Source organism: Pseudoalteromonas sp. SG44-1 (assembly GCF_014164315.1).
Taxonomy (GTDB): Bacteria; Pseudomonadota; Gammaproteobacteria; order Enterobacterales; family Alteromonadaceae; genus Pseudoalteromonas; species Pseudoalteromonas rhizosphaerae.
The window spans coordinates 1-19136 of the sequence record NZ_JACJEW010000072.1 but is presented as its reverse complement, the minus strand read 5'-3'; the positions used below and the strand labels follow the sequence as shown (position 1 = coordinate 19136).

General features: G+C 37.9%; 19 protein-coding genes. 8 read left to right on the top strand and 11 right to left on the bottom strand.

The annotated features are described in order from the left end of the window. Positions 1–1804 (top strand): hypothetical protein (locus H5187_RS20725; RefSeq protein WP_182798258.1); only part of this gene is annotated, 1804 nt, incomplete at its 5' end. Positions 1805–1893: 89 nt separating this feature from the next. Beyond that, complete coding sequence (locus H5187_RS20720; protein WP_182758975.1) at positions 1894–2856, top strand: hypothetical protein; 963 nt, start codon at positions 1894–1896, stop codon at positions 2854–2856. A 122-nt stretch (positions 2857–2978) separates the two neighbouring features. Here H5187_RS20720 and H5187_RS20715 read toward each other — a convergent pair whose 3' ends face one another. Both H5187_RS20715 and H5187_RS20710 read right to left on the bottom strand, forming a co-directional pair. After that, positions 2979–3644, bottom strand: a complete 666-nt coding sequence (locus tag H5187_RS20715) for an EAL domain-containing protein (RefSeq protein ID WP_182758974.1) — start codon at positions 3642–3644, stop codon at positions 2979–2981. Continuing rightward, positions 3637–4020: a hypothetical protein gene (locus tag H5187_RS20710; protein ID WP_182758973.1), complete on the bottom strand. Its 384-nt coding sequence runs from the start codon at positions 4018–4020 to the stop codon at positions 3637–3639. Before H5187_RS20710 ends, H5187_RS20715 begins: the two co-directional genes overlap by 8 nt. 380 nt (positions 4021–4400) lie before the next feature. Between H5187_RS20710 and H5187_RS20705 the strand changes: the two genes are divergently transcribed. Then, positions 4401–5036: a hypothetical protein gene (locus H5187_RS20705; RefSeq protein WP_182758972.1), complete on the top strand. Its 636-nt coding sequence runs from the start codon at positions 4401–4403 to the stop codon at positions 5034–5036. A gap of 33 nt (positions 5037–5069) precedes the next feature. Here the strand turns inward: H5187_RS20705 and H5187_RS20700 are convergent, their stop codons facing one another. Next, positions 5070–6080 (bottom strand): DNA replication terminus site-binding protein, encoded by a 1011-nt coding sequence (locus H5187_RS20700; RefSeq protein WP_182798257.1) that lies wholly within the window; start codon positions 6078–6080, stop codon positions 5070–5072. Between the two features lie 440 nt (positions 6081–6520). Between H5187_RS20700 and H5187_RS20695 the strand changes: the two genes are divergently transcribed. Together H5187_RS20695 and H5187_RS20690 are read left to right on the top strand one after the other, a co-directional pair. Next, complete coding sequence (locus tag H5187_RS20695; RefSeq protein ID WP_182798256.1) at positions 6521–6937, top strand: protein-disulfide reductase DsbD domain-containing protein; 417 nt, start codon at positions 6521–6523, stop codon at positions 6935–6937. 11 nt (positions 6938–6948) lie between these two features. Beyond that, positions 6949–7374, top strand: coding sequence for an OmpA family protein (locus H5187_RS20690; protein ID WP_182758969.1), 426 nt, complete (start codon positions 6949–6951; stop codon positions 7372–7374). 463 nt (positions 7375–7837) lie between these two features. Here H5187_RS20690 and H5187_RS20685 read toward each other — a convergent pair whose 3' ends face one another. The 3 genes from H5187_RS20685 to H5187_RS20675 all read right to left on the bottom strand — a co-directional run bounded on the left by H5187_RS20685 (position 7838) and on the right by H5187_RS20675 (position 10177). After that, complete coding sequence (locus tag H5187_RS20685; protein ID WP_182798255.1) at positions 7838–8272, bottom strand: hypothetical protein; 435 nt, start codon at positions 8270–8272, stop codon at positions 7838–7840. 290 nt (positions 8273–8562) lie between these two features. Next, positions 8563–9126, bottom strand: a complete 564-nt coding sequence (locus H5187_RS20680) for a hypothetical protein (protein ID WP_182798254.1) — start codon at positions 9124–9126, stop codon at positions 8563–8565. A 382-nt stretch (positions 9127–9508) separates the two neighbouring features. Then, positions 9509–10177 (bottom strand): DUF4145 domain-containing protein, encoded by a 669-nt coding sequence (locus H5187_RS20675; RefSeq protein ID WP_182798253.1) that lies wholly within the window; start codon positions 10175–10177, stop codon positions 9509–9511. Positions 10178–10701: 524 nt separating this feature from the next. On the opposite strand from H5187_RS20675, the gene H5187_RS20670 reads away from it, so the two are divergent. Continuing rightward, positions 10702–11133 carry a GNAT family N-acetyltransferase gene (locus H5187_RS20670; protein WP_149980946.1) on the top strand — a complete coding sequence of 144 codons (432 nt, stop codon included), beginning with the start codon at positions 10702–10704 and terminating at the stop codon, positions 11131–11133. Positions 11134–11368: 235 nt separating this feature from the next. Here H5187_RS20670 and H5187_RS20665 read toward each other — a convergent pair whose 3' ends face one another. The 5 genes from H5187_RS20665 to H5187_RS20645 form a co-directional block, all read right to left on the bottom strand. Further along, the gene (locus H5187_RS20665) at positions 11369–13000 is read right to left on the bottom strand and encodes a UvrD-helicase domain-containing protein (RefSeq protein WP_182798252.1); all 1632 of its coding nucleotides are present in this window, start codon (positions 12998–13000) and stop codon (positions 11369–11371) included. 1 nt (position 13001) lies between these two features. Beyond that, a complete protein-coding gene (locus H5187_RS20660) occupies positions 13002–14702 on the bottom strand; it encodes an ATP-dependent endonuclease (protein WP_182798251.1) in 1701 nt (566 codons plus the stop codon). Positions 14703–15099: 397 nt separating this feature from the next. Further along, positions 15100–15714: a hypothetical protein gene (locus H5187_RS20655; RefSeq protein WP_182734961.1), complete on the bottom strand. Its 615-nt coding sequence runs from the start codon at positions 15712–15714 to the stop codon at positions 15100–15102. 121 nt (positions 15715–15835) lie between these two features. Further along, positions 15836–16252, bottom strand: a complete 417-nt coding sequence (locus H5187_RS20650) for a hypothetical protein (protein WP_182734962.1) — start codon at positions 16250–16252, stop codon at positions 15836–15838. A gap of 321 nt (positions 16253–16573) precedes the next feature. Continuing rightward, positions 16574–17398: an AraC family transcriptional regulator gene (locus H5187_RS20645; protein WP_024591406.1), complete on the bottom strand. Its 825-nt coding sequence runs from the start codon at positions 17396–17398 to the stop codon at positions 16574–16576. A 180-nt stretch (positions 17399–17578) separates the two neighbouring features. On the opposite strand from H5187_RS20645, the gene H5187_RS20640 reads away from it, so the two are divergent. Both H5187_RS20640 and H5187_RS20635 read left to right on the top strand, forming a co-directional pair. Then, positions 17579–18196 carry a hypothetical protein gene (locus H5187_RS20640; protein WP_024591405.1) on the top strand — a complete coding sequence of 206 codons (618 nt, stop codon included), beginning with the start codon at positions 17579–17581 and terminating at the stop codon, positions 18194–18196. 26 nt (positions 18197–18222) lie between these two features. Further along, entirely contained in the window at positions 18223–18831 is a 609-nt protein-coding gene (locus H5187_RS20635) for a trans-aconitate 2-methyltransferase (RefSeq protein ID WP_182798250.1), read from the top strand. Positions 18832–19136: the final 305 nt, after the last annotated feature.

The window sequence follows — 19136 nt, the reverse complement described above, 5'->3', positions numbered from 1 at the left end:
TGATAACTCATTAAATGATGTTCAAGCTGATAACGCTCAAAACGTGAATGATGCCGAGGTTAATACAGGCAATACACCGTTGAATACGGCGGCTACAGCTTCAACGGCTCAAGCTGACGCTACTCAACAAGTGACTGAGCCTACTCAACCAAAGGCAGATAGTGCTCAGGCTGGCAGTGAAAGCTCACTAAATGCAGAACAAGCTGATAATGCACAAAATGTGAAAGCTACCGATGTTGGTACAGGCAATGCACCGTTGAATACGGCTTCAACAGCTCAAGCCAATGCTACTCAGCAAGTGAATGAGCCTACTCAACCAAAAGTAGATAATGCTCAGGCTGACAGTGATAACTCATTAAATGATGTTCAAGCTGATAACGCTCAAAACGTGAATGATGCCGAGGTTAATACAGGCAATACACCGTTGAATACGGCGGCTACAGCTTCAACGGCTCAAGCTGACGCTACTCAACAAGTGACTGAGCCTACTCAACCAAAGGCAGATAGTGCTCAGGCTGGCAGTGAAAGCTCACTAAATGCAGAACAAGCTGATAATGCACAAAATGTGAAAGCTACCGATGTTGGTACAGGCAATGCACCGTTGAATACGGCTTCAACAGCTCAAGCCAATGCTACTCAGCAAGTGAATGAGCCTACTCAACCAAAAGTAGATAATGCTCAGGCTGACAGTGATAACTCATTAAATGATGTTCAAGCTGATAACGCTCAAAACGTGAATGATGCCGAGGTTAATACAGGCAATACACCGTTGAATACGGCGGCTACAGCTTCAACGGCTCAAGCTGACGCTACTCAACAAGTGAATGAACCTACTCAACCAAAGGCAGATAGTGCTCAGGCTGGCAGTGAAAGCTCACTAAATGCAGATCAAGCTGATAATAGCCAAAACGTGAAAGCTACCGATGTTGGTACAGGCAATGCCCCGCTGAATACGGCGGCTACGGCTTCAACGGCGCAAGCTAACGCTACTCAACAAGTGACTGATGCACCAAAGCCAAAAGCTGATAATGCACAAAATGTGAAAGCTACTGGTGTTGGCACAGGCAATACGCCGCTGAATACGGCGGCTACGGCTTCAACTGCTCAAGCTGACGCCCCCCAACAAGTTAATGATGTACAAAAAAAGGAATTAGCATCAAATGGTGAAAGAAATGAAGTTCTGCAAAGCAGTAATGAAAGTAAGCCACAAGCAGATAGCGCTAATAACGCTAACGTAGGCCCAGGTACTCAGTCTATGACTAGCGATGTAACCGCAGAGCCACCAGCGACAAACAATGAAGTTATTGGCAATGCAGAGCAACAATCTGAAATGTTAGATGAAAGTGACGCAGTTAGCGGTACAGATACACAAAAAGAAACTAGTTTTGATGCGCATCCTGCACCACATTCAATGATGAGTGAAAATGCAGGTGGCGTGGACACTGGTAGTCATGGTGTAAATGATAGTAAAAACAATGCACCTATTAGCGAAAAAATAGAAACAACACCTCAAGGTGTTGATGCACAAAGCTCATCTAAAGCAGCAATAACTTCTGAATCAGATGTAGAGGAATTACCAATAGATGCTATGCAATTTCTAACTGATAATGACGTTGGTCCTAAAGAGTTTGAAACAGACTCAGGTGAAAAATATACCCGCGTGGGCTCGTTAGGTTCTGCAGATGATCCAATTGGTAATGTATACGTTAATTCCGATGGTAATGCATTTTTCAATGATGGGTTTAGTTCAAAATTACAGGACTATGGTGATATATCCGGTATTGACTATGTGAAACAGAAATAAAAAAAGCCCGAAAGGGCTTTTTTTCTGAACGGTCGCGCGAATTTTCAAAATTGTTATTATGGTAAAAATTATACAGATAGGCTTTGATTATGAATAAATATACGTTTGCAGTTGCTCTACTGGGGTTAATTCATTTCAATGCACCAGCAAAGCAAATTGAAGTAAGTGTTTCAACTATCGGCCTTACTGAACATCAGGTTAGAGAAAAGGTAAAGCTGGAAGCTCGCTGGTATTCGGCCAAGAATTTACCAGTATTGATTTCCGGCAGTGAAAAAATAAACTCGACTGGTGAATACAGCAGAGAAGTAACCGCTTTATCAGCAGCCGCGTTAAATATTACGATATTAAACGAATATTGGGATAACGAAGCTGGGACTTTAACAAGTAAGTTAGAAGTCACTCAAAATACAGATATAAGTGAACATGTATTTGGTAGCTTACTGAAGAATGACACTTTAAAAAAACAGTTACGTAAAGCATATGAAAACTTAGATAAAGTTTTGAAGGTGAACTCAGAATATGATTTTACCACTGCGAGTAGTGATATGGGTATGCTGGATACGGTTTATAACGTTTTGTATATGCGAAATAGTTACGAAGACTCAATGCGGGTGAAATCATTATTACAGAATGATTATGAAAGTTATGTTTTAAATAAGTACATCACCCCGTATTTTAATTCATTGGAGCCTATATCGATTGATGTTGACGAAAAAGGGTTGGTTATTAAGTATGGGAGTAACTTTTATGAAAAGCTCTCAAAGAGCTGTATGTCACTTGTAAATGCATTCTTCTTTCAAAATACAAGTTCAACTAACAAAGTTTCTAGTGATACCTGCATAGATGAGCCCATATTTAACCAATTAGATCTTTCATATAAGAAAAAATGGTATGCATATGCTTCGGACTACAAGGATGGCGAAATTGTAATTATATATCCAAGGAAATACTATGGTTCACAAGAATTAACGAGAATAATGAATGATCCTGTTAACGAGCTAAGAAAAATAGTTGTCATTAGTTACAAGGAAGATAACAAGGTTCGTTGGTAAATTTATGATCTGGTTTGCTTATAAAAATACCTATTTGAAGAAGTTTAGCCTGTTTAATGTACGTTTAACAGGCTAAACCGGTATGTATTTGAATTCAAATAACATGTTAGTAAAATACTGATCTACTCTATTCTTTCGGGATAATGATATAAGTAACCTTGGGCAAGTTCAGCCCTAGTTTTCTTTGCAATCAATAACTGCTCCTTTGTTTCAATCCCTTCAATAACTACTTTATGGCCCCTGTTTCTAATTAAATCGACTAAGCGATAGAATTTAATCGCGTTAGCTTTTGATTTTGTCGCCTTTTGTATTAACGATATATCCAATTTTACAAAATCTGGGTTAATAGAATTTAACGATTCAATATTAGATAACCCTACCCCGTAATCATCAATAGCAATTTGAAAACCATGCTTTTTCAAATTAGCTAAATTCTTTTCAAATATAACTTCATTGTGTTTGGCTTCACACTCAGTAACTTCTATGACTATTTGTGTGTGAGCTAATAACTTTGATAGCCGGTTACTGCAAAGATTAAAAGAAATGTTAGCAATCTCACAACGAGAAAAATTAATGAAAACCCATACATTACGCTGTTCAGCTATTTTTTTTACGGCAGTTATTTTCAAATTTGTTAATTCTACCAAGTTATCAATAAAGAAATCTGATGAAAATGGTTTGCTATTCTGAACGATAGTCATTTGGCGACGTATTAATAATTCACACGCAAGCACTTTACCTGACTGTAAGCCCACGATTGACTGAGAATAGTAATTTACATTATTCATTAATGTATTCCACCAGCTCAACAGGAATTTGATAAAGTAAAAAGAATGTAGATTTTAGGGGGGCATTTTCTTTGTTCTTTATAAAGATACGATGCAACTTACCCTCTTGCCTGGTTGTGACAATAAACGCGTCAATATGATGGAATGTTAGACCTAAAATTGTCAGTGATAATGATGTATTAGATAGCTTTATTCGCACTAGCAACACAATCACCGAAAGAAAAGTAGGTATAGCAAGGTCATTAGGGGGTGTGCTTTGATAACCAGTAAAGTAATGAAGCATCATTAATGGCCACAATATGCCGATACTCATTAAAATGATAAGGAAAGCTCTAAAAGGTGGTGATATTGAAAATAAATAATAAGTTCTATTCATAATTACTCCATAAATTTTCAATATTATAAAGCGGGGTATTTGAGTATTGAAATTTTACACATGGGTAAAATAGGCTCTGTAAGTTTCGGCTAAGAGTTATTTTTTCTTTAAGATAGCTTTGGTTGATCTAAGAGAGAAGTTCTATAAGTCCAATTCTAAACTTAATCTTAAATTTTTGGATTCAAAAAATTTAAGATTTGATGGTTCAATGTAATGAGAACTATTATTAGTTTTCAGTGGGTTAATTTGATTGCATGAAAAAACATTACAGTGCTTGTTAGATTTTATCCGTTAAATCGCTTATTATTAAGTTTGAGTGCATAAAAAAAATTGCGAAAATGCATGACTAGACGTAAGTTAATATAATTTAAGGTATACAAATGATGCCATCTACAAACTCAATATCTAAACTAGGGTTAGAGGAAGCTGCAGTAAAGCTTTTTCAGATGGGTATTCGTTCTGCAACAGATTTCCAAAAGTTGTGTAACGGGCAGTTTAATGGATTGCAAGGTCGTCCAGCAGATATTCCCTCTAATCCAATGATGTATTTTAAAGAGATCAGCAACTTTAAAGAGTTTCTTAAACTCGGTCAAAGACTAAGTGAAGAAATACAGGCTGAAGAACAGCCCGAAGAAATAAACACAGATGAACGTGATGTAATTTCTTATGAAGATCTAAAGCAATTGGTGCGAAAATACAACGTAACCTCGATACGCCAGTGGAAAAAGGTTGTGAAGGAAGATAAATTACCGGGTTCGTTCCCTAGCTCTCCACAGGCTTATTACGAGGATTTTGAAGGCTGGGATTTGTTTCTTGCGCCTAAAGCGTCCCGTTTTTTAGAATGGGATGAAGCAAAAGCCTTGGCAAAAAGCGTCCGTATAGAACATGGTTTAAAAAACGCTTATGATTGGCGCTGGCTTTCAAGGCAAGGCCATAGACCAGCAGAGTTACCGAGTGCGCCTGATTATTATTATACTCAGTTCACAACATGGAAAGATTTTTATGGACTGGAGTAAACATATTTGTAATAGCAGTAAAGCTCAATTGCTTTACTGCTTATTTTTTTCTTTCAAGTAAATATGTAGACGCGGTATTAATGGCTCTACTTTGCTAACCACCTCTTTTCTACCAGCATAATCCCCTAACGGTTTAAACTTAAACGTATCAACACAGTTAATTAAGAAAACAGGCGAATGCGCGTGTAAATCTTTTCTGAGGGTCATTTCGGTACCGTTATTATTCGGGTTTTTTGGTTCGTTGAAGCGCAATTTCAAAATCGGTGTCGCTGGCGCCTTTCTAATTATGTTAAATAGCGTGTTACTTGAAAAATGACTGATAAGCTTACGCTCTTTTTGAATATGAAGCGCAAAGCCTGCTTGTGAATTCGAATTATTGCCATGGTTAGGTGCATACGCCAAAGAGCGGTCTATTTTCTCAATGACCTGCTGCTTACTCAGTGTTTTAATTTGTGACTTATGTTCCCATGAAAAGCGAGCACTCAAAATATCCTTTTGAATAAAGACTGGGTGTGTTCGTGTTGCCATTGGAAATATGAGCCCTGGTTCAGCGTCGTGCACAATCTCAAATCGTTGATCAACTGATTTAGCCAAGCGATGAATAACATCTTTGAGTTTAACCTTTTCTGCATTGAGGTTATCAAATAAGGTGGCCAACCTTTGCATATACGTAAAGTCGCATTGAACATTGACGAGGCCCGGTAATTTAATTGAATAGCGGGTTGATTCATTATTTTGTGCGCGAAATTTACTGATGTGCGAAATCGTCTTTTGAATTGCTTCATTACCGGTTTGGTGAATAACATCAAACGGCGCATCTAAAAGAGTTTGTTGATGTTCATCATTGAATTTCAAACGAATGCGAGACTGTACCAAGCTTCGACTTTTGGCTATGTCTTCAGTAATGGTAGGCAGGACGAATATATCTGCACCAATTGAGTCGGTATTTTCTTTAAGTGCGCAGGTTAAAGCATTGACAGCATTAAGCACTTCATTGTATTGAAATTTAAAATCGCCCCGTGTTGTTTTGATTAGTTGATCCATAATGCCTCTTACTGCCCAATAATGACTACAACATGCACATATTATATACCACCTAATACGCGCTCTGACACATTTTTGTATAATATTTAGCTTGTTTTACCCTGATAGCCTGTCTTATTTCCTTTTTATTTATTATTACTTTTTCATCTTTATTAGGAGTACGGTACAAGCGGCGCAGCAGGAAGAGTAAAGACATATCAATAAAACAGCTACCCGAAGGGTTAAGCTGTTTAACCATGTCTTTAATTAACATGTATGTTGTAGTCATATACATGGCTTTATTCAATTTTATTCCCTTAATTTATAAAGCTAGTTTACTACTCAAACTCAACTACTTTAATTTTTACAGCACCCCTTTTTGGTATCTCTAATTTTTTAGCTTCTTTGCTATTCCCTTTACTATGCACCTATACACTAATCAAACACTCATTGGAGTCTACATGCTTATCTCTATTATCTCCGCATCGATTATGGCATTGGCCACCAGCGCCAACCTCAATATAGATACTGCTTTACCCACTGACAAACCAACCTTCTTACACCATGAACAAGCGTTCATTCTCTCGTATGACCTAACCCATACTGATGTGGAACTTACATGGGATGTTGCTCCTGGTTATTATCTTTATCAAGACACCATTAAAGTAAATGAAATCTCTAAAGACGCACTTCAATTTACCAGTACGCCCGTTTCAACCCATGATGAATATTTCGGAACCACTATGATTGTTAAAACGCATGCTGCTGCACACTTCGCTAAATCAGCCCTTAAACAGACTACGTTTAGTGTTTCTTATCGCGGTTGTGCTGAAGCAGGCCTGTGTTACCCACCCGTTACTGTTGAAATTAACTTATAGGACACCTGAACATGTTTAAAAGTCTGTCTATTATATCTTTGGCTCTATTAGCCTCAGCCTGTTCAAACACGATTGTCGTAGAAGAACAAAAAAGTGTGGTTAAAGTAGCAACCAAACCTTATAAACCCACCTTTCATTTTGTCGAATTCGAATTTGATGCTGCGGAACCAATTAATGTTAAGACTATGGCTAAACAACTCGCGCCACACATTGCCCACTTAACCGCTAATCCTAGTCATTTTGTTTTATTGCAAGGCGCCGGTGATGATTCGGGGTCCTTTAATTACAATTTCAAGCTTGGAATGTCACGCGCTACATTTATAGAAAACTATTTACTCGAGCGCGGGGTTTTACAATCGCAAATAAAAGTAAGCTCTGTTTCAAAAGCAAATAGCCACTTAAAGCCATACGCGCGTACAGTTCACTTAAGCTATTAATTGCACTGTGCCTGCGAACCCCACTCTGTGGGGCTTCATTTGTCAGGTAAGTGAAACGTTTAAGATTTTATTTATTCATGCTTAATCATTAATTATATTTTCGTACACACTATTTATAGAGGGTTATTCTGAGCATTGTGTTATATTCCGCACGAATTTAAATCACTACTATTTTCTTATTGGTTAGCACCTGTTTTAAGTCAGTATTACCAATGTGTATTAAGTGTTCTTAAGGAACCGTGATGGCAATAATCAATTCATCACAAACTAACGATTGTTGTTTGAATTATAAGTTGGCATAATATTGAGGCTTATAATGGCATAAAGTTACCACATATAAGCTTTAAAAAGCCAAGTTTAGTTGGCTGCTATGTGCCAACAGCGGTCATTGGTAAGACTCTACTCAACAATGGGTTTTGGGGCTTATAAAATCAGCGGCATGAAACTAATCGTTAGTACTGCATCATACTTCATCTTCAAATAACAAGTATCCCAAAAACTTCGCTGATTCTTCATGAATAGTATGGGTTATATCTGACGCCTCTTTCTCTATTTTTAACAAACGTTCGTCAAGAGAAGCGGCTTGAAGCCCTTGGTAACCATTATGCGGGTCCATACACGATGCAATTGCTTTATGACTTAGAAAGTTTCGCTCGTCTTTAAACTTGTTGAGACGTTTAATAAGTGTTCCATTGTCGGAAAACTTCTTAAATTCAGTAATCAGTCTCTCTAGAGAATGGTTTTGAAAATCGTCGCCTGACATTCCACAAAACATTCGATTGCCCAAACGCTTATTTATGAGAGCGACAGCATTAGACAAGTAGAGCTTCAACTCCATTTCTATCATCTGACATCCTGACAATGCTCTCGAAACCTTGAGCCTTGAGGAAAAACTCATCTTTCTCCATATACCCTCTGCATAGCGAACATTTTATTACTTATACGATACACAGTTATTGCATAATCGCTCTGTTACTACCCTCTGAATATCTATATTGAATTTAGAAAGTATTCACCTATATACGTAAGTGTTCGAATAATAAACATCAGTTGATTTCCTGACTATTAAAGAAGCTTATTCAATCGGAAATACTGAAAGCACATTTTAAAAAAGGTAAAGCACCGTAACCCACTGGTTTCAGAATACAGTTTACTGCAACTTTTGACATTGGCGGCTTTGCTAAGTAATTACCTGACATACGGTTCAAACCTTTGTTGCATTTCTTGGAGGTTATCCCTTATCTCTGCCTTTTTGGCTTCGATAGCAGAATTAACCACACTCCAGCTACCAACAAAGATAATACCTATAAGAATACCTGCTATCAAACGATTAGTTAGCCCGTAGTGCTTACGTTTGTACAGGTAAACTGGGTAACCAATTATCCAGAGCAAAGAGATAATGAAAAACCACGAAGTAGCACTATAAGTGCCTTTCTTTCGATCCGTTTTCATTCCGACTTTACTTGCTTCCATTGCGGCAACAATTGCTGTGCCTAGTACAGTTGTCAACATTAGAAGCACCATTGTTTCGCTGGGTGACTGGAATAAATTCATGCCAGACACCCAAAACCAAATTAGCATTGTTGTCACTACAGGGATTGCTAGCAGAAAGATACCGTAATCAACAGCTGGTTTTGTGGATGCTTTATCTGTTGCATCTTGTTCAAGATCAGAGCGGCAATGTTTGCATATCCTTGCAATAGCTAATATTTTTTCGCCACAGAATGGACAATTCTTGACTTTATCGGTCATTACTTATTCCTTTATTTTGTTGCCTAACGTCCTAACTAAAACTACCAATCAAGTTTAATTGATCTTTGAAAGTTGTTCCACTAAATTCAATTTTAAGTTTAGGGGGATAACCTATTACTTACAAATACTTGATACATTATTCAAACAATAGCCCCGAAGGAAACCGAGTTTAGCCTTCAAACATCATAATCTATCACTGTCCGCTTGTCGCTCTTTGCCGAATTTGGGCTCAGTGCCATGAGGGGACGGTGGTACTAACTCGTTTATGCCCCAAAACGAGCTAACGTAAATGCTCTAAGGGCGGCTTTGAGCGATGAAGCAGACGGTCAGATAAACTCGTTTTTGGACAAAAACGTTTTTTATAGTTACGTTTAAGCACTTGTTAAGTTCTCGACATAGATGATGAGTAAGATGCTGTTAACAAATGACTTTGAATCCACAATACACTTAGCTTAATCAATATTTTTAAATCATTTATATCTTTGTCGGTCCACTTTCTAACGTAATGAGCCTCATCATTTCCTAGCCAAGCTGCTCTATATGAGCATTGTTTAATTCGGCTATCATCAATATACTCATTTATACACTTTGCTAATGCTTTTTCTTTTATTTTTGTCTCTTCAGCGGGATGTTCATAAATACAGAAATCTTTAATCAAAAACTCTAGAGCTTTGCGATAGCCTATTCCGCATATTTGTTCCATTCCTAATGCTTCTGCTTGATAAGACTCTGTAAATATTTCACAAAATAAAGGTGATAATTCTGCTACCTCTTCAACAATATCAGGTTTACCAAGACTATTTGGAACACACTCAATCAAAGTACAAAAACCATTTATGCTTGTTGGAGTTGGTTTTAATGTTTCATACCGGGCAATAAATAAGCTTAAACACTCTTCATTTGGGCAACAATATGCAATTTCGATACAGTTACTTCTAGTTTTAGAGTGGACAGACGTTTGGATAGCTGAAATTTTACTTTTACAAACAGGGCATTGGTTCGGTAAAGAGTTTACATTAACAGAGTTTCGATCAAGTTGAATTTGTAGCATGTTACACCTAAGGTACTTAACACTTTAGTATTTATGCGACACGCAGTTTGTGTTGTAGTGTCGCTTGTTGGACTGAGTCGCTACCGCTCGGTGTGTCAGAGTTGGTGTTGTTTATGCTAAGGGGATTTGCTTTTTATGGCCTAAGTGATATCAAACCAATTTCATTGATGTATCTGGCCTTATTTAAGCTTTCCCTGCACTGCTCAGCGTTTATTATGTTTACATTACACCTAAGTTTGGCTAAATAAGCAACTATACTTTTTGCACGCTCAAAGCAGCTATTAAAGCATTTGCCCTAACTTGTTTTGGGGCAGAAACGAGTTACGGCTGATAGTCGGCTTATGGCACAGAACCGCCCTTCAGCCTAACTCATGACTGTCCATAGACGGGTTTTAAATATAACTCGTCTCGCCCCATTCCAAGCCAGAACCCTTTGCTTACATCATTAGACTACTTAATTATTTTCGGATAAAATACGCACTCGCGGCTGCACATGAATTTCAGTCAACTTTAGAGAGAATACGATGATTGTAGAAAATGTGCTTCCTGAAGATTACGCAAAAATGCTGAATGTTTGGGAAAACTCAGTCCGAGCAACTCATGACTTCATAACAGAAGAAGATATTGAGTTTTTTAAACCAATTATCATTGAGCAGGCTTTTCCTGCTGTCACGTTAAGATGTATTAAAAGTAATGATGGCTCAATTCTAGGCTTCGTGGGTATCCATGATTCTAAGGTTGAAATGCTGTTCATTTTAAACGAGGCAAGAGGGCATGGTATTGGTAAGGTGCTACTGCAATACGCAATAGAGCAGTTAGGTGCAACCAAAGTCGATGTAAACGAACAAAACCCGCAAGCAGTAGGTTTCTACGAGCATATGGGTTTTAAAGTAGTTTCTCGTTCACCACTTGATGATATGGGAAAACCTTTTCCAATTCTGCATATGACACTTTAAAGCTCGGTTTGTCGTAACCAAGTTTGTTAGAAGAAACGCCCAAAGCTAATAACTTTGGGCGTTTCCGTATACGCGAGCGTTGTTCTAACTTGACTAACCCTTGCCCCATTCCGAGTTAGATTTACCGCACAGTAAAGTACAACACTCACCAAACTGTACCTTATTTTAAACAAGCACCTAGGCAACAATGATGAAGGTGTTTACTGCTAAATACAGAACTTAAAAACTGCACTTATTAAGTATATAACCCCTCTAACCCAGGCAGATCAAAAAACTGAGAGGGTTTACCGTTTTTTACTTGATGTTGATAGTTTAGACGATTGCTGCTGGTAACTAATATACAGTGCTTTTTTGCTCTAGTAATACCAACAAAATGTAGATTCAGCTCTTGCTCCCAGTTGTCGTAATGAACATCCCATGACCCTTGAACAACACGCCTTTTGGGGTGTACCCAGTCATAAAGATCTAAATGATAAACCACATCAAATTCCAGTCCTTTGGATTTGTGAAGAGTCATTACTTGTACTTCATTTTCGTTAATTGGCATGTAATGTTTTAGTAGTTTGCTATCAACACAAATATTATGAATTAGCTCTTTATCTGAATCTGAAACGACACAATCAAAAATACCTTCAGAAATCTTAATAATCGATTCTGCCAACTCTCTATATTCTTTACCTATTACATCAAAAATCAATCTCCGAAGATTAACGACCTGTTGCTCTTGAACTCTTATGTACCGATCAACCGTTTCGATTACATCGTTAATTCTATAATCTTCATTAAGACGATACCGTAATAAACTTGCATACAAGTTAGTGATACGAGTATTTCTTACAGCCAATGGATCTTCATCAAAAATTCTAAAAGGAACTTTTAGCTTTTGCTCTAGAAATTCCAGAGATATATTGTTTCTAACTAGAATACCTATTTTTGAATAAGAGTCTGTTATACCTTTTTCGATAATACCTTGGATAGAGTCACTAACTTGTTCAGACACATTAAGCTGAGTACCTTGATAACTCCATCTATGAACTCTTATTTCATCAGTAGAAATTAAATCGCAAGTTGGATTAAACAATCTGTTTGAATAGTTGGTAATTGAAGGGTGGCACCTGTGGTTTATATTAACTATGTGGTGTTCAAAGACATCAGGCTGCGCAGTTAAACTTGTAATATATTCTGGGTTACTTCCTCGCCACGCATAAATTGACTGCTGTGTATCCCCAACTGCAACACCTGTTAAACCTAGATCTATTAATTTTAAAAATAACATATGTTGAGGTTCAGATGAATCCTGATACTCATCAACATAAAGAGAAGAATACTTTGCTCGAAAGTAATTTTGGCAGGCTAATGAGGTATTTAGAATATGGTTAGCCATTACGCCTAACAGCTCAAGTAAAACATACCCATTTTCATATAAAATCTTAATATCTTGTTCAAATGTTGAATAAATGTCAGTTTTGATGTCACCAGTGTATCCAGAAATGGTAGGAATTTGCTCTTTTAAATTTTGAGGAACTTCATCGAATAATTTGCACTCTACAGCCGAAGAAGAGTGACCAATCAACCGTGCACCAAATGGGTAAATTATTTCACTTAAACAAAAATGATCAATGGTCCCGAAATAGCTAGCCTTTAAATCGCACGCACCTTTTTTGCACCGTTGTTTTAATTCTTTGCTGGCCTTTACCGTAAACGTAATACCAATCACGCCCTTATAGTCAGGGAGCGATTGGACTTCATTTCTTATTTTCTCTACGACAACAGTTGTTTTACCGCTTCCTGGGCAAGCAGTAATAACCATATTCGCTCTTGAAGCTATAGCAGCGTCTTGATCAGGGGTAAATTTAAAATCAGCCATACTAAGCTATTGCCCTAGCTACTGCGAATGCTAAGGGCTTTGCCAGTTCACCACTGACCAACTTGGCAAACGCGCCTCTATTTTGTGAAATAAACTCTCGCATTCTAATCGCTTTTTTACCTTGCAAATACTTGATGGCATCTACTACGTCCTCTTTATCTGCGAAAGCTAAAAGCTCGGCTTTCAACTCAAGTGCAATATCATTCTCAAGGTCTATTTTTGATAAGAACATACCATTTGGATTTACTTGGTTAGAAGCATTTTGCCAAGCACCATTATCAACAAGGTCTTGTGATGTAGTATTCGCCGGATAATATGGAGCATTGGGTAAACCCTTTAGAGAAAAACAGCGATTAAACCCTACAGCTCTTTTATCTGTTCTCCCCCTCGTTCCAGAAACGTCATTGTCCGTTCTCAGCACCCAAGGGATTTCCATTGCATCAAGTATCTGGCAATAAACTTTAAATTGAATACCATCAACACATAAGATTGTTATGTTGTAAAAATCTAAATCAAACCCTAATTGGATCGCTAGCTCTTCATAAAACAATTTTTCAGAAGGTCCTTCTACAAGAAATACGCAACTAGCAAAAAAAGCTTCTGCCGGAAGTATGCTCATTCTATACCCCAACTCATCCCATGCATCTGAAATACAATCGGAGCAGCCACCTTTTGCTGCTTTAGAGCCTTCAGCTGTTGAGAAGAGCCGTATAATAGAGTCAGGTTTATAACGTTCAGTTATTTGTGGAGAATGACTGGTGATAATTGTCTGGCCTGGTAATTCATGTATTAAGTAGTCAGCCAGTTTACGTTGTTGATGCGGGTGTAGGTGAGCTTCAGGTTCTTCTACACAATAGAATGTTACTTCATGTTCAGGGTCAAACTCTCTTTGACTTTTTGCCTTCCATAATACTAACAATATCTGGTTATTTCTCCCATCACCCCCTAGCATTATTTTAGATCCTGAAGTTGAAGCTCCAAGCTCCAAATTATCAATGAACTGATTAACTTTAATGGCTCCTGTATCTAAGTGGACACTATAATCGCCATTTGTATATGATAACTTTTTTAATTCTTCATTAACTACAGATGTTGCGTCTTTAACGTAATTTAGCCCAGCTACTTTATCGTTCACTTGATTTAACTGCCCAGAAATTACATTCATTTCTGCTTGATCGGCAGCCAGGTCAGCCGCTTTAAGATTATCCAGAGATTGCTTTAGAAGTTTTTTCTTTTCTATATTAATGAACTTTTCGAGGTCTCTTCTAGAGCGAACATATCTTAGATTTAAACGCTTTAAATAAAATCTGGATTGGACTAATTCTAACTCGCCTTCTGAACAACCTATGAATATTTGGCAATCCAGTGTTGCTCTATCAGCGACCATTGAAATTACACATTTCCCATCGTCACTCACATGCCCTTTTAAAATAGATAAAACAGCATCCTCTGTGACTTCTGAAAAATATATATTTATTATAAAGGTATCTGGTTGTTCGCCATTCCTGTTGATATAAAAATCAGTTAGTTCAGGTTCTATATCACGGTCTGATAGAGACTTATCCAGCAACAAGCGCAAAGCATAAAGTAAGTTTGTTTTACCAACGTCGTTACTGCCAATCATCAAAGTTCTATCATTAAAACTCACTGATGCGGCTTTAAAATTTCTAAAACCATTGAGGTTTACTTTTTCGATTTTCAAACTATCCTCCTTGCGACTTTTCTTCATCATACACTGTAAGCTATTCTGCATTGCTACATAAAACGACTAAAGGGCCGCATTGAATTGATTGTACATTATTGTTGGCTAGTAATGGCTGATCATTAAAGTTCATTTATCTTGATTGCAAGGAAACAGAGGGAACCTTACATTTAACTCACTTTTTAACTTTTATAAGCATGCTCTAACTTGTTTCTGTCCAAAAACGAGTTGACCCGACAGTCCAGTTATCGCTCTTTCCCGAAGTTCGGCTCAGTGCCAATTGCGGTCATTGGTAAACGCAGTAATATGAGTCTATTAAGTTTAGCTAAAATTAGCGAAGAATGAGTGCCTGCCAAGCTTTAAGCGTCCCATCCATAGTTACTTATTATGTCACTTTTTAATCACTAAACTCGACCATTGCAGAAGTCCTAACTTTAATACCTTTGGCTGTATGTTTGATGTAAGTTTGAAACTCGTGAGCATAGGACTTAAATTCATTTAGGCTCTCATGCAACGCGCTTTCAGGTTTAATCTTTTTTTCGTTTTCCCACAAACAACCAGAAGCCTTCGTTGAAAGTTCTAGTGCCAAAAAGGCTGCATCATAGATAGATTTATTTATAAATGGATATGCAGAGGTAAGCGTATAACCTAATGAGGTGCGAGCTTCATGTAGCTCATTCGCAGTAATTAGGATTTCTTCACTGGACAGAAGTTTCTTCTCAACTGACTCAAATAGCGGAGAAATTCTTGTTAGTGCTTCCCATATTTTCTGGTAATGACCATACTCGAGTTCAATTAGATGCTTATGAGTGTGCACGACACTTTCATTTCGTTCTGATAGTCTAGAAAGGTTGTTTTGTAACTCTGCCCGTAATTTTGCAAGCAATTGATTAGATTTAACAGTTTCACGGGAGTTTATACGATTTACCCACACCTTTCCCAGAAACGCAATTAAGGCAATTAATACAACTGTTTGACCACCAAAAAAGAGTAGTAATGTATCGATGTTCAATTTCACCTCCTGTGAAATAACGCCCCCCTCACTTGCCGGAAGCCAATGGCGCCTTTTTTGCAGTTACACCGCAAAAAGGTGACGGTGGCCGGAGGTCATGTGCAGGCGCTTGTTAAGTGTGTCACGTGACATTTAGTAAAAATTCGCTTATTTCTTTGCGCAAATCTAAGTCATTAGTTTGCGTTGCTAACTCATTAGCCATGTGAGCAAAACTTTTAGACTCATCATTATTGCCTATTGATTGATGTCTCTCAGCTATTGCGAAATTAATAGAAGCCTCATATTCCTTAACTTGTTTCTTTATTGCAAGTTTAAGGGCTTTCTCATAGATGGTAATTGATACTGTATCATCTCTTGTGAAATCGCCAAGCGCTTCCCACTGTAATGGATGATCAGTTTCTAGTCCTTCATGTTTCTCACAGATAGATTTAAGCTTCTGGTAATTTTCCCAAAAACTCTTCGTATCATCATCTCCTGAAGCATTTACTAGCTCACAAGAAATTTCTAATACTTCTTCGTAGATTGCTCTATCCATCATGGACACTTAACAACTTTATCAGAGGACACTTTCCCTATTTTAGCGCGAAAACGTCCTTATTTAATGAACTTATATTAATAGCAAATAGCGTAAACTATTGCCAACTATAAATATCACTCTTCCTGCTGCCAATATAAACATGTAAAAAAGAGGAAAGTTTCCTCTTATTCTTACTAAATTAATGACTATACATCGCTCTTTGCCGAAGTTCGGCTTAGTGTTATCAGTTGTAACTCGTTTCTGCCCCGAAACAAGTTACGAAGAATCAAGGTCATTGAAGGCGAACCACCTTGTTATTTAAATGAAGTATACAACTCATGTTCAATGCTCACTTTTGCTTCTTAGCTTATTACGCCATTTTGAAGGTGTTGTGCCATAGAATGTTTTGAACTGCCTGATGAAATGAGTTGTGTCTTGCCACCCAATTTTCGTAGTAATCTGTTCAACCGACATATTTGAGTACTGTAGAAGCTGCGCTGCTTTGGCTAGACGCGCTGAAGTGATCCACATACCAACCGTAAAACCTGTTTCTGACTTTACAACTGATGCGACATGGGGAGATGTGCGACCCACAGCAGACGCAACGTCACTTAAGGATATAGGAGTAAGGCTGTATTTTTGAATATAGTGTAATGCCTTTCCGACTAATGGCGACTTTGTGATCTTATTGTCTATTACAGTCGTCGCACGAACGACTTCTGTTAATATCAATACAATCAGGCTCCGTTGAACATCATTACTTATCGTTGTTTCAAAATTGGTTTCTTGTTTTAAGGCTTCAAACCAAGAAGTTATACGTTGTTGAGCTGGAACATTTAAATTAGCCACAGGAGCACCTCCTGAACGAACCTCTGCGAAGGGGCGCATTATCTCTTGCGTTTCGTTCAAACCATAGCTTTCAGCAGAGAAACCAAGTAGCCAATAGTCTAAATTACAACCCGCGACAGAACGATATGGCACTCCGTAAGGGACAATCGTAATGCTGCCAGTAACAGATTGAGTAGTGTAGCTTTGCTCCATTTTAAATGAGCCTTTTGTAGTAAAGAGCAAGCCATAGTCTGGATTTACTGACACGGTTGAGATTTCACTGTTTACGCCTTGCTCGTGGATTACATAGCAGGGTGGCAATGGTGTTTTTGGAAGCATGGATAACAACCTACAGTTCTTTTACAAAATCTTAATATCAGCCGATAATATCTCAATCTGTGCACTCAAACAACGCAGCGTCTTTGTATATATTAACCACACACAATCCAAGTAGCGCAAACAATAAAAAGAGAGTCAGGTCATAATATTTTTGGCTTGCACAACTAGAGGAAAGAAATAATGACTAAGACTTTAGCTTTGTGGGAGAAGCAAGATAAACACAAAGGTGATCGCTGGGAGCTGTTTAAGGCGATCGGTGCTTATATGACTCCTCGAAAAGTACTCTATCCTGGTAGTTATGTGGACATTTCACCATCATTCGTTTTTAACGAAGTCACATATGTGGATCTTGATAAACGTGCTTCAAATTTTTTTGCTGATGAATGCACTGTTAAACAGATAGTTTTTGAGCACAATGGGAACTCAGACCCAAATATACAGTTTATTCATAGTGATTATCGCTCACTGGAGTTAAACGAAGTTGAATTCGATTTACTAATATCTCTTTATGCAGGCTTTATTTCAGAACCGTGCGGAGAGCTTTTAAGAATAGGTGGAATCTTACTTGTTAACGCTAGCCACGGAGATGCAGCTTTAGCGGCTTTAGACCCAAGATTTAAGTTGATTGCTGTCGTTCTAAGAGACAATGGAAAGTATGAGGTCAACGACGAAAATCTTAAGGACTATATGAAGCCCAAGAGGCCTGAAATCATGACACGAGAAAATATATTAGCATCTGGTCGTGCGATCCCATACACAAAATCACCATTTGCATATTTGTTTAAAAGAGTAAGTTAGTAATACAGGCAATTTCAGGAAATCACATGAGTTACAACGAATTAAACAACGGGGTCTACATGAATTATTATCACGAGGTTAACAATGCGAAGGCATATACTGAAATGTGTGACGGATTTAATGCTGCTGAGCAATTGCATATGCTCTCAAAAGTCCTTTCTCCTGAGGATTCTGTTTTAGAGTTAGGCTCGGGGCCTGGTAATGATCTTGAAATTCTCGCTCAGAAATTTCGAGTTACAGGCTCTGATTATTCACCAGCTTTCGTGAATACGCTCAATAAACGGCTACCCGATGTACTTAGCTTAATACTTGACGCTGTAAAAATTGAAACAGAAGCTAGGTATAATGCAGTATATTCCAATAAAGTAATGCATCATTTAAGTGATACTGAATTGCGCCAATCTTTCCGCCGTCAAGCTGAGCTGCTTTTACCTGGAGGTTTCGTTTTCCATCTAGTCTGGCAAAAAATTCAAGCACCTGAGACAACTCATGGTCTATTGTTTCATCCGAGAAGTTTAGCCAAGATGAAAGAAGCAATGGGGCAGGAGTTTAACGTTGTTGAATCAAAGGTTTTTAGCGAGTTCGAAGATGGAGATTCTCTTGCTATTCTCGCACGCAAAGTATTTCAGTCATAGTAGTGATTGTTCTGTAGTGGGTTAATGAGATTTGTCAGCTATTTGTAGGCGACTCGCGTGATTTGGAATAGAAAAAGTTATCTGAAATAGAAGGCTTTCTATCACGTCGTAACACGGAATTGTCCAAAAACGAGTTGACCCGACAGTCCGGTTATCGCTCAAAGCTGAATTTCGGCAAAAGTGCCATATGCGGACATTGAAGCCGACTTAATAATACTGATAACTACGTATTGTAAATCTGCTCGAATTGCCACTAGTAAATGTGTTTCGTTTTACCAAGTTCTGTCTAAATCCTGAGCGTATAA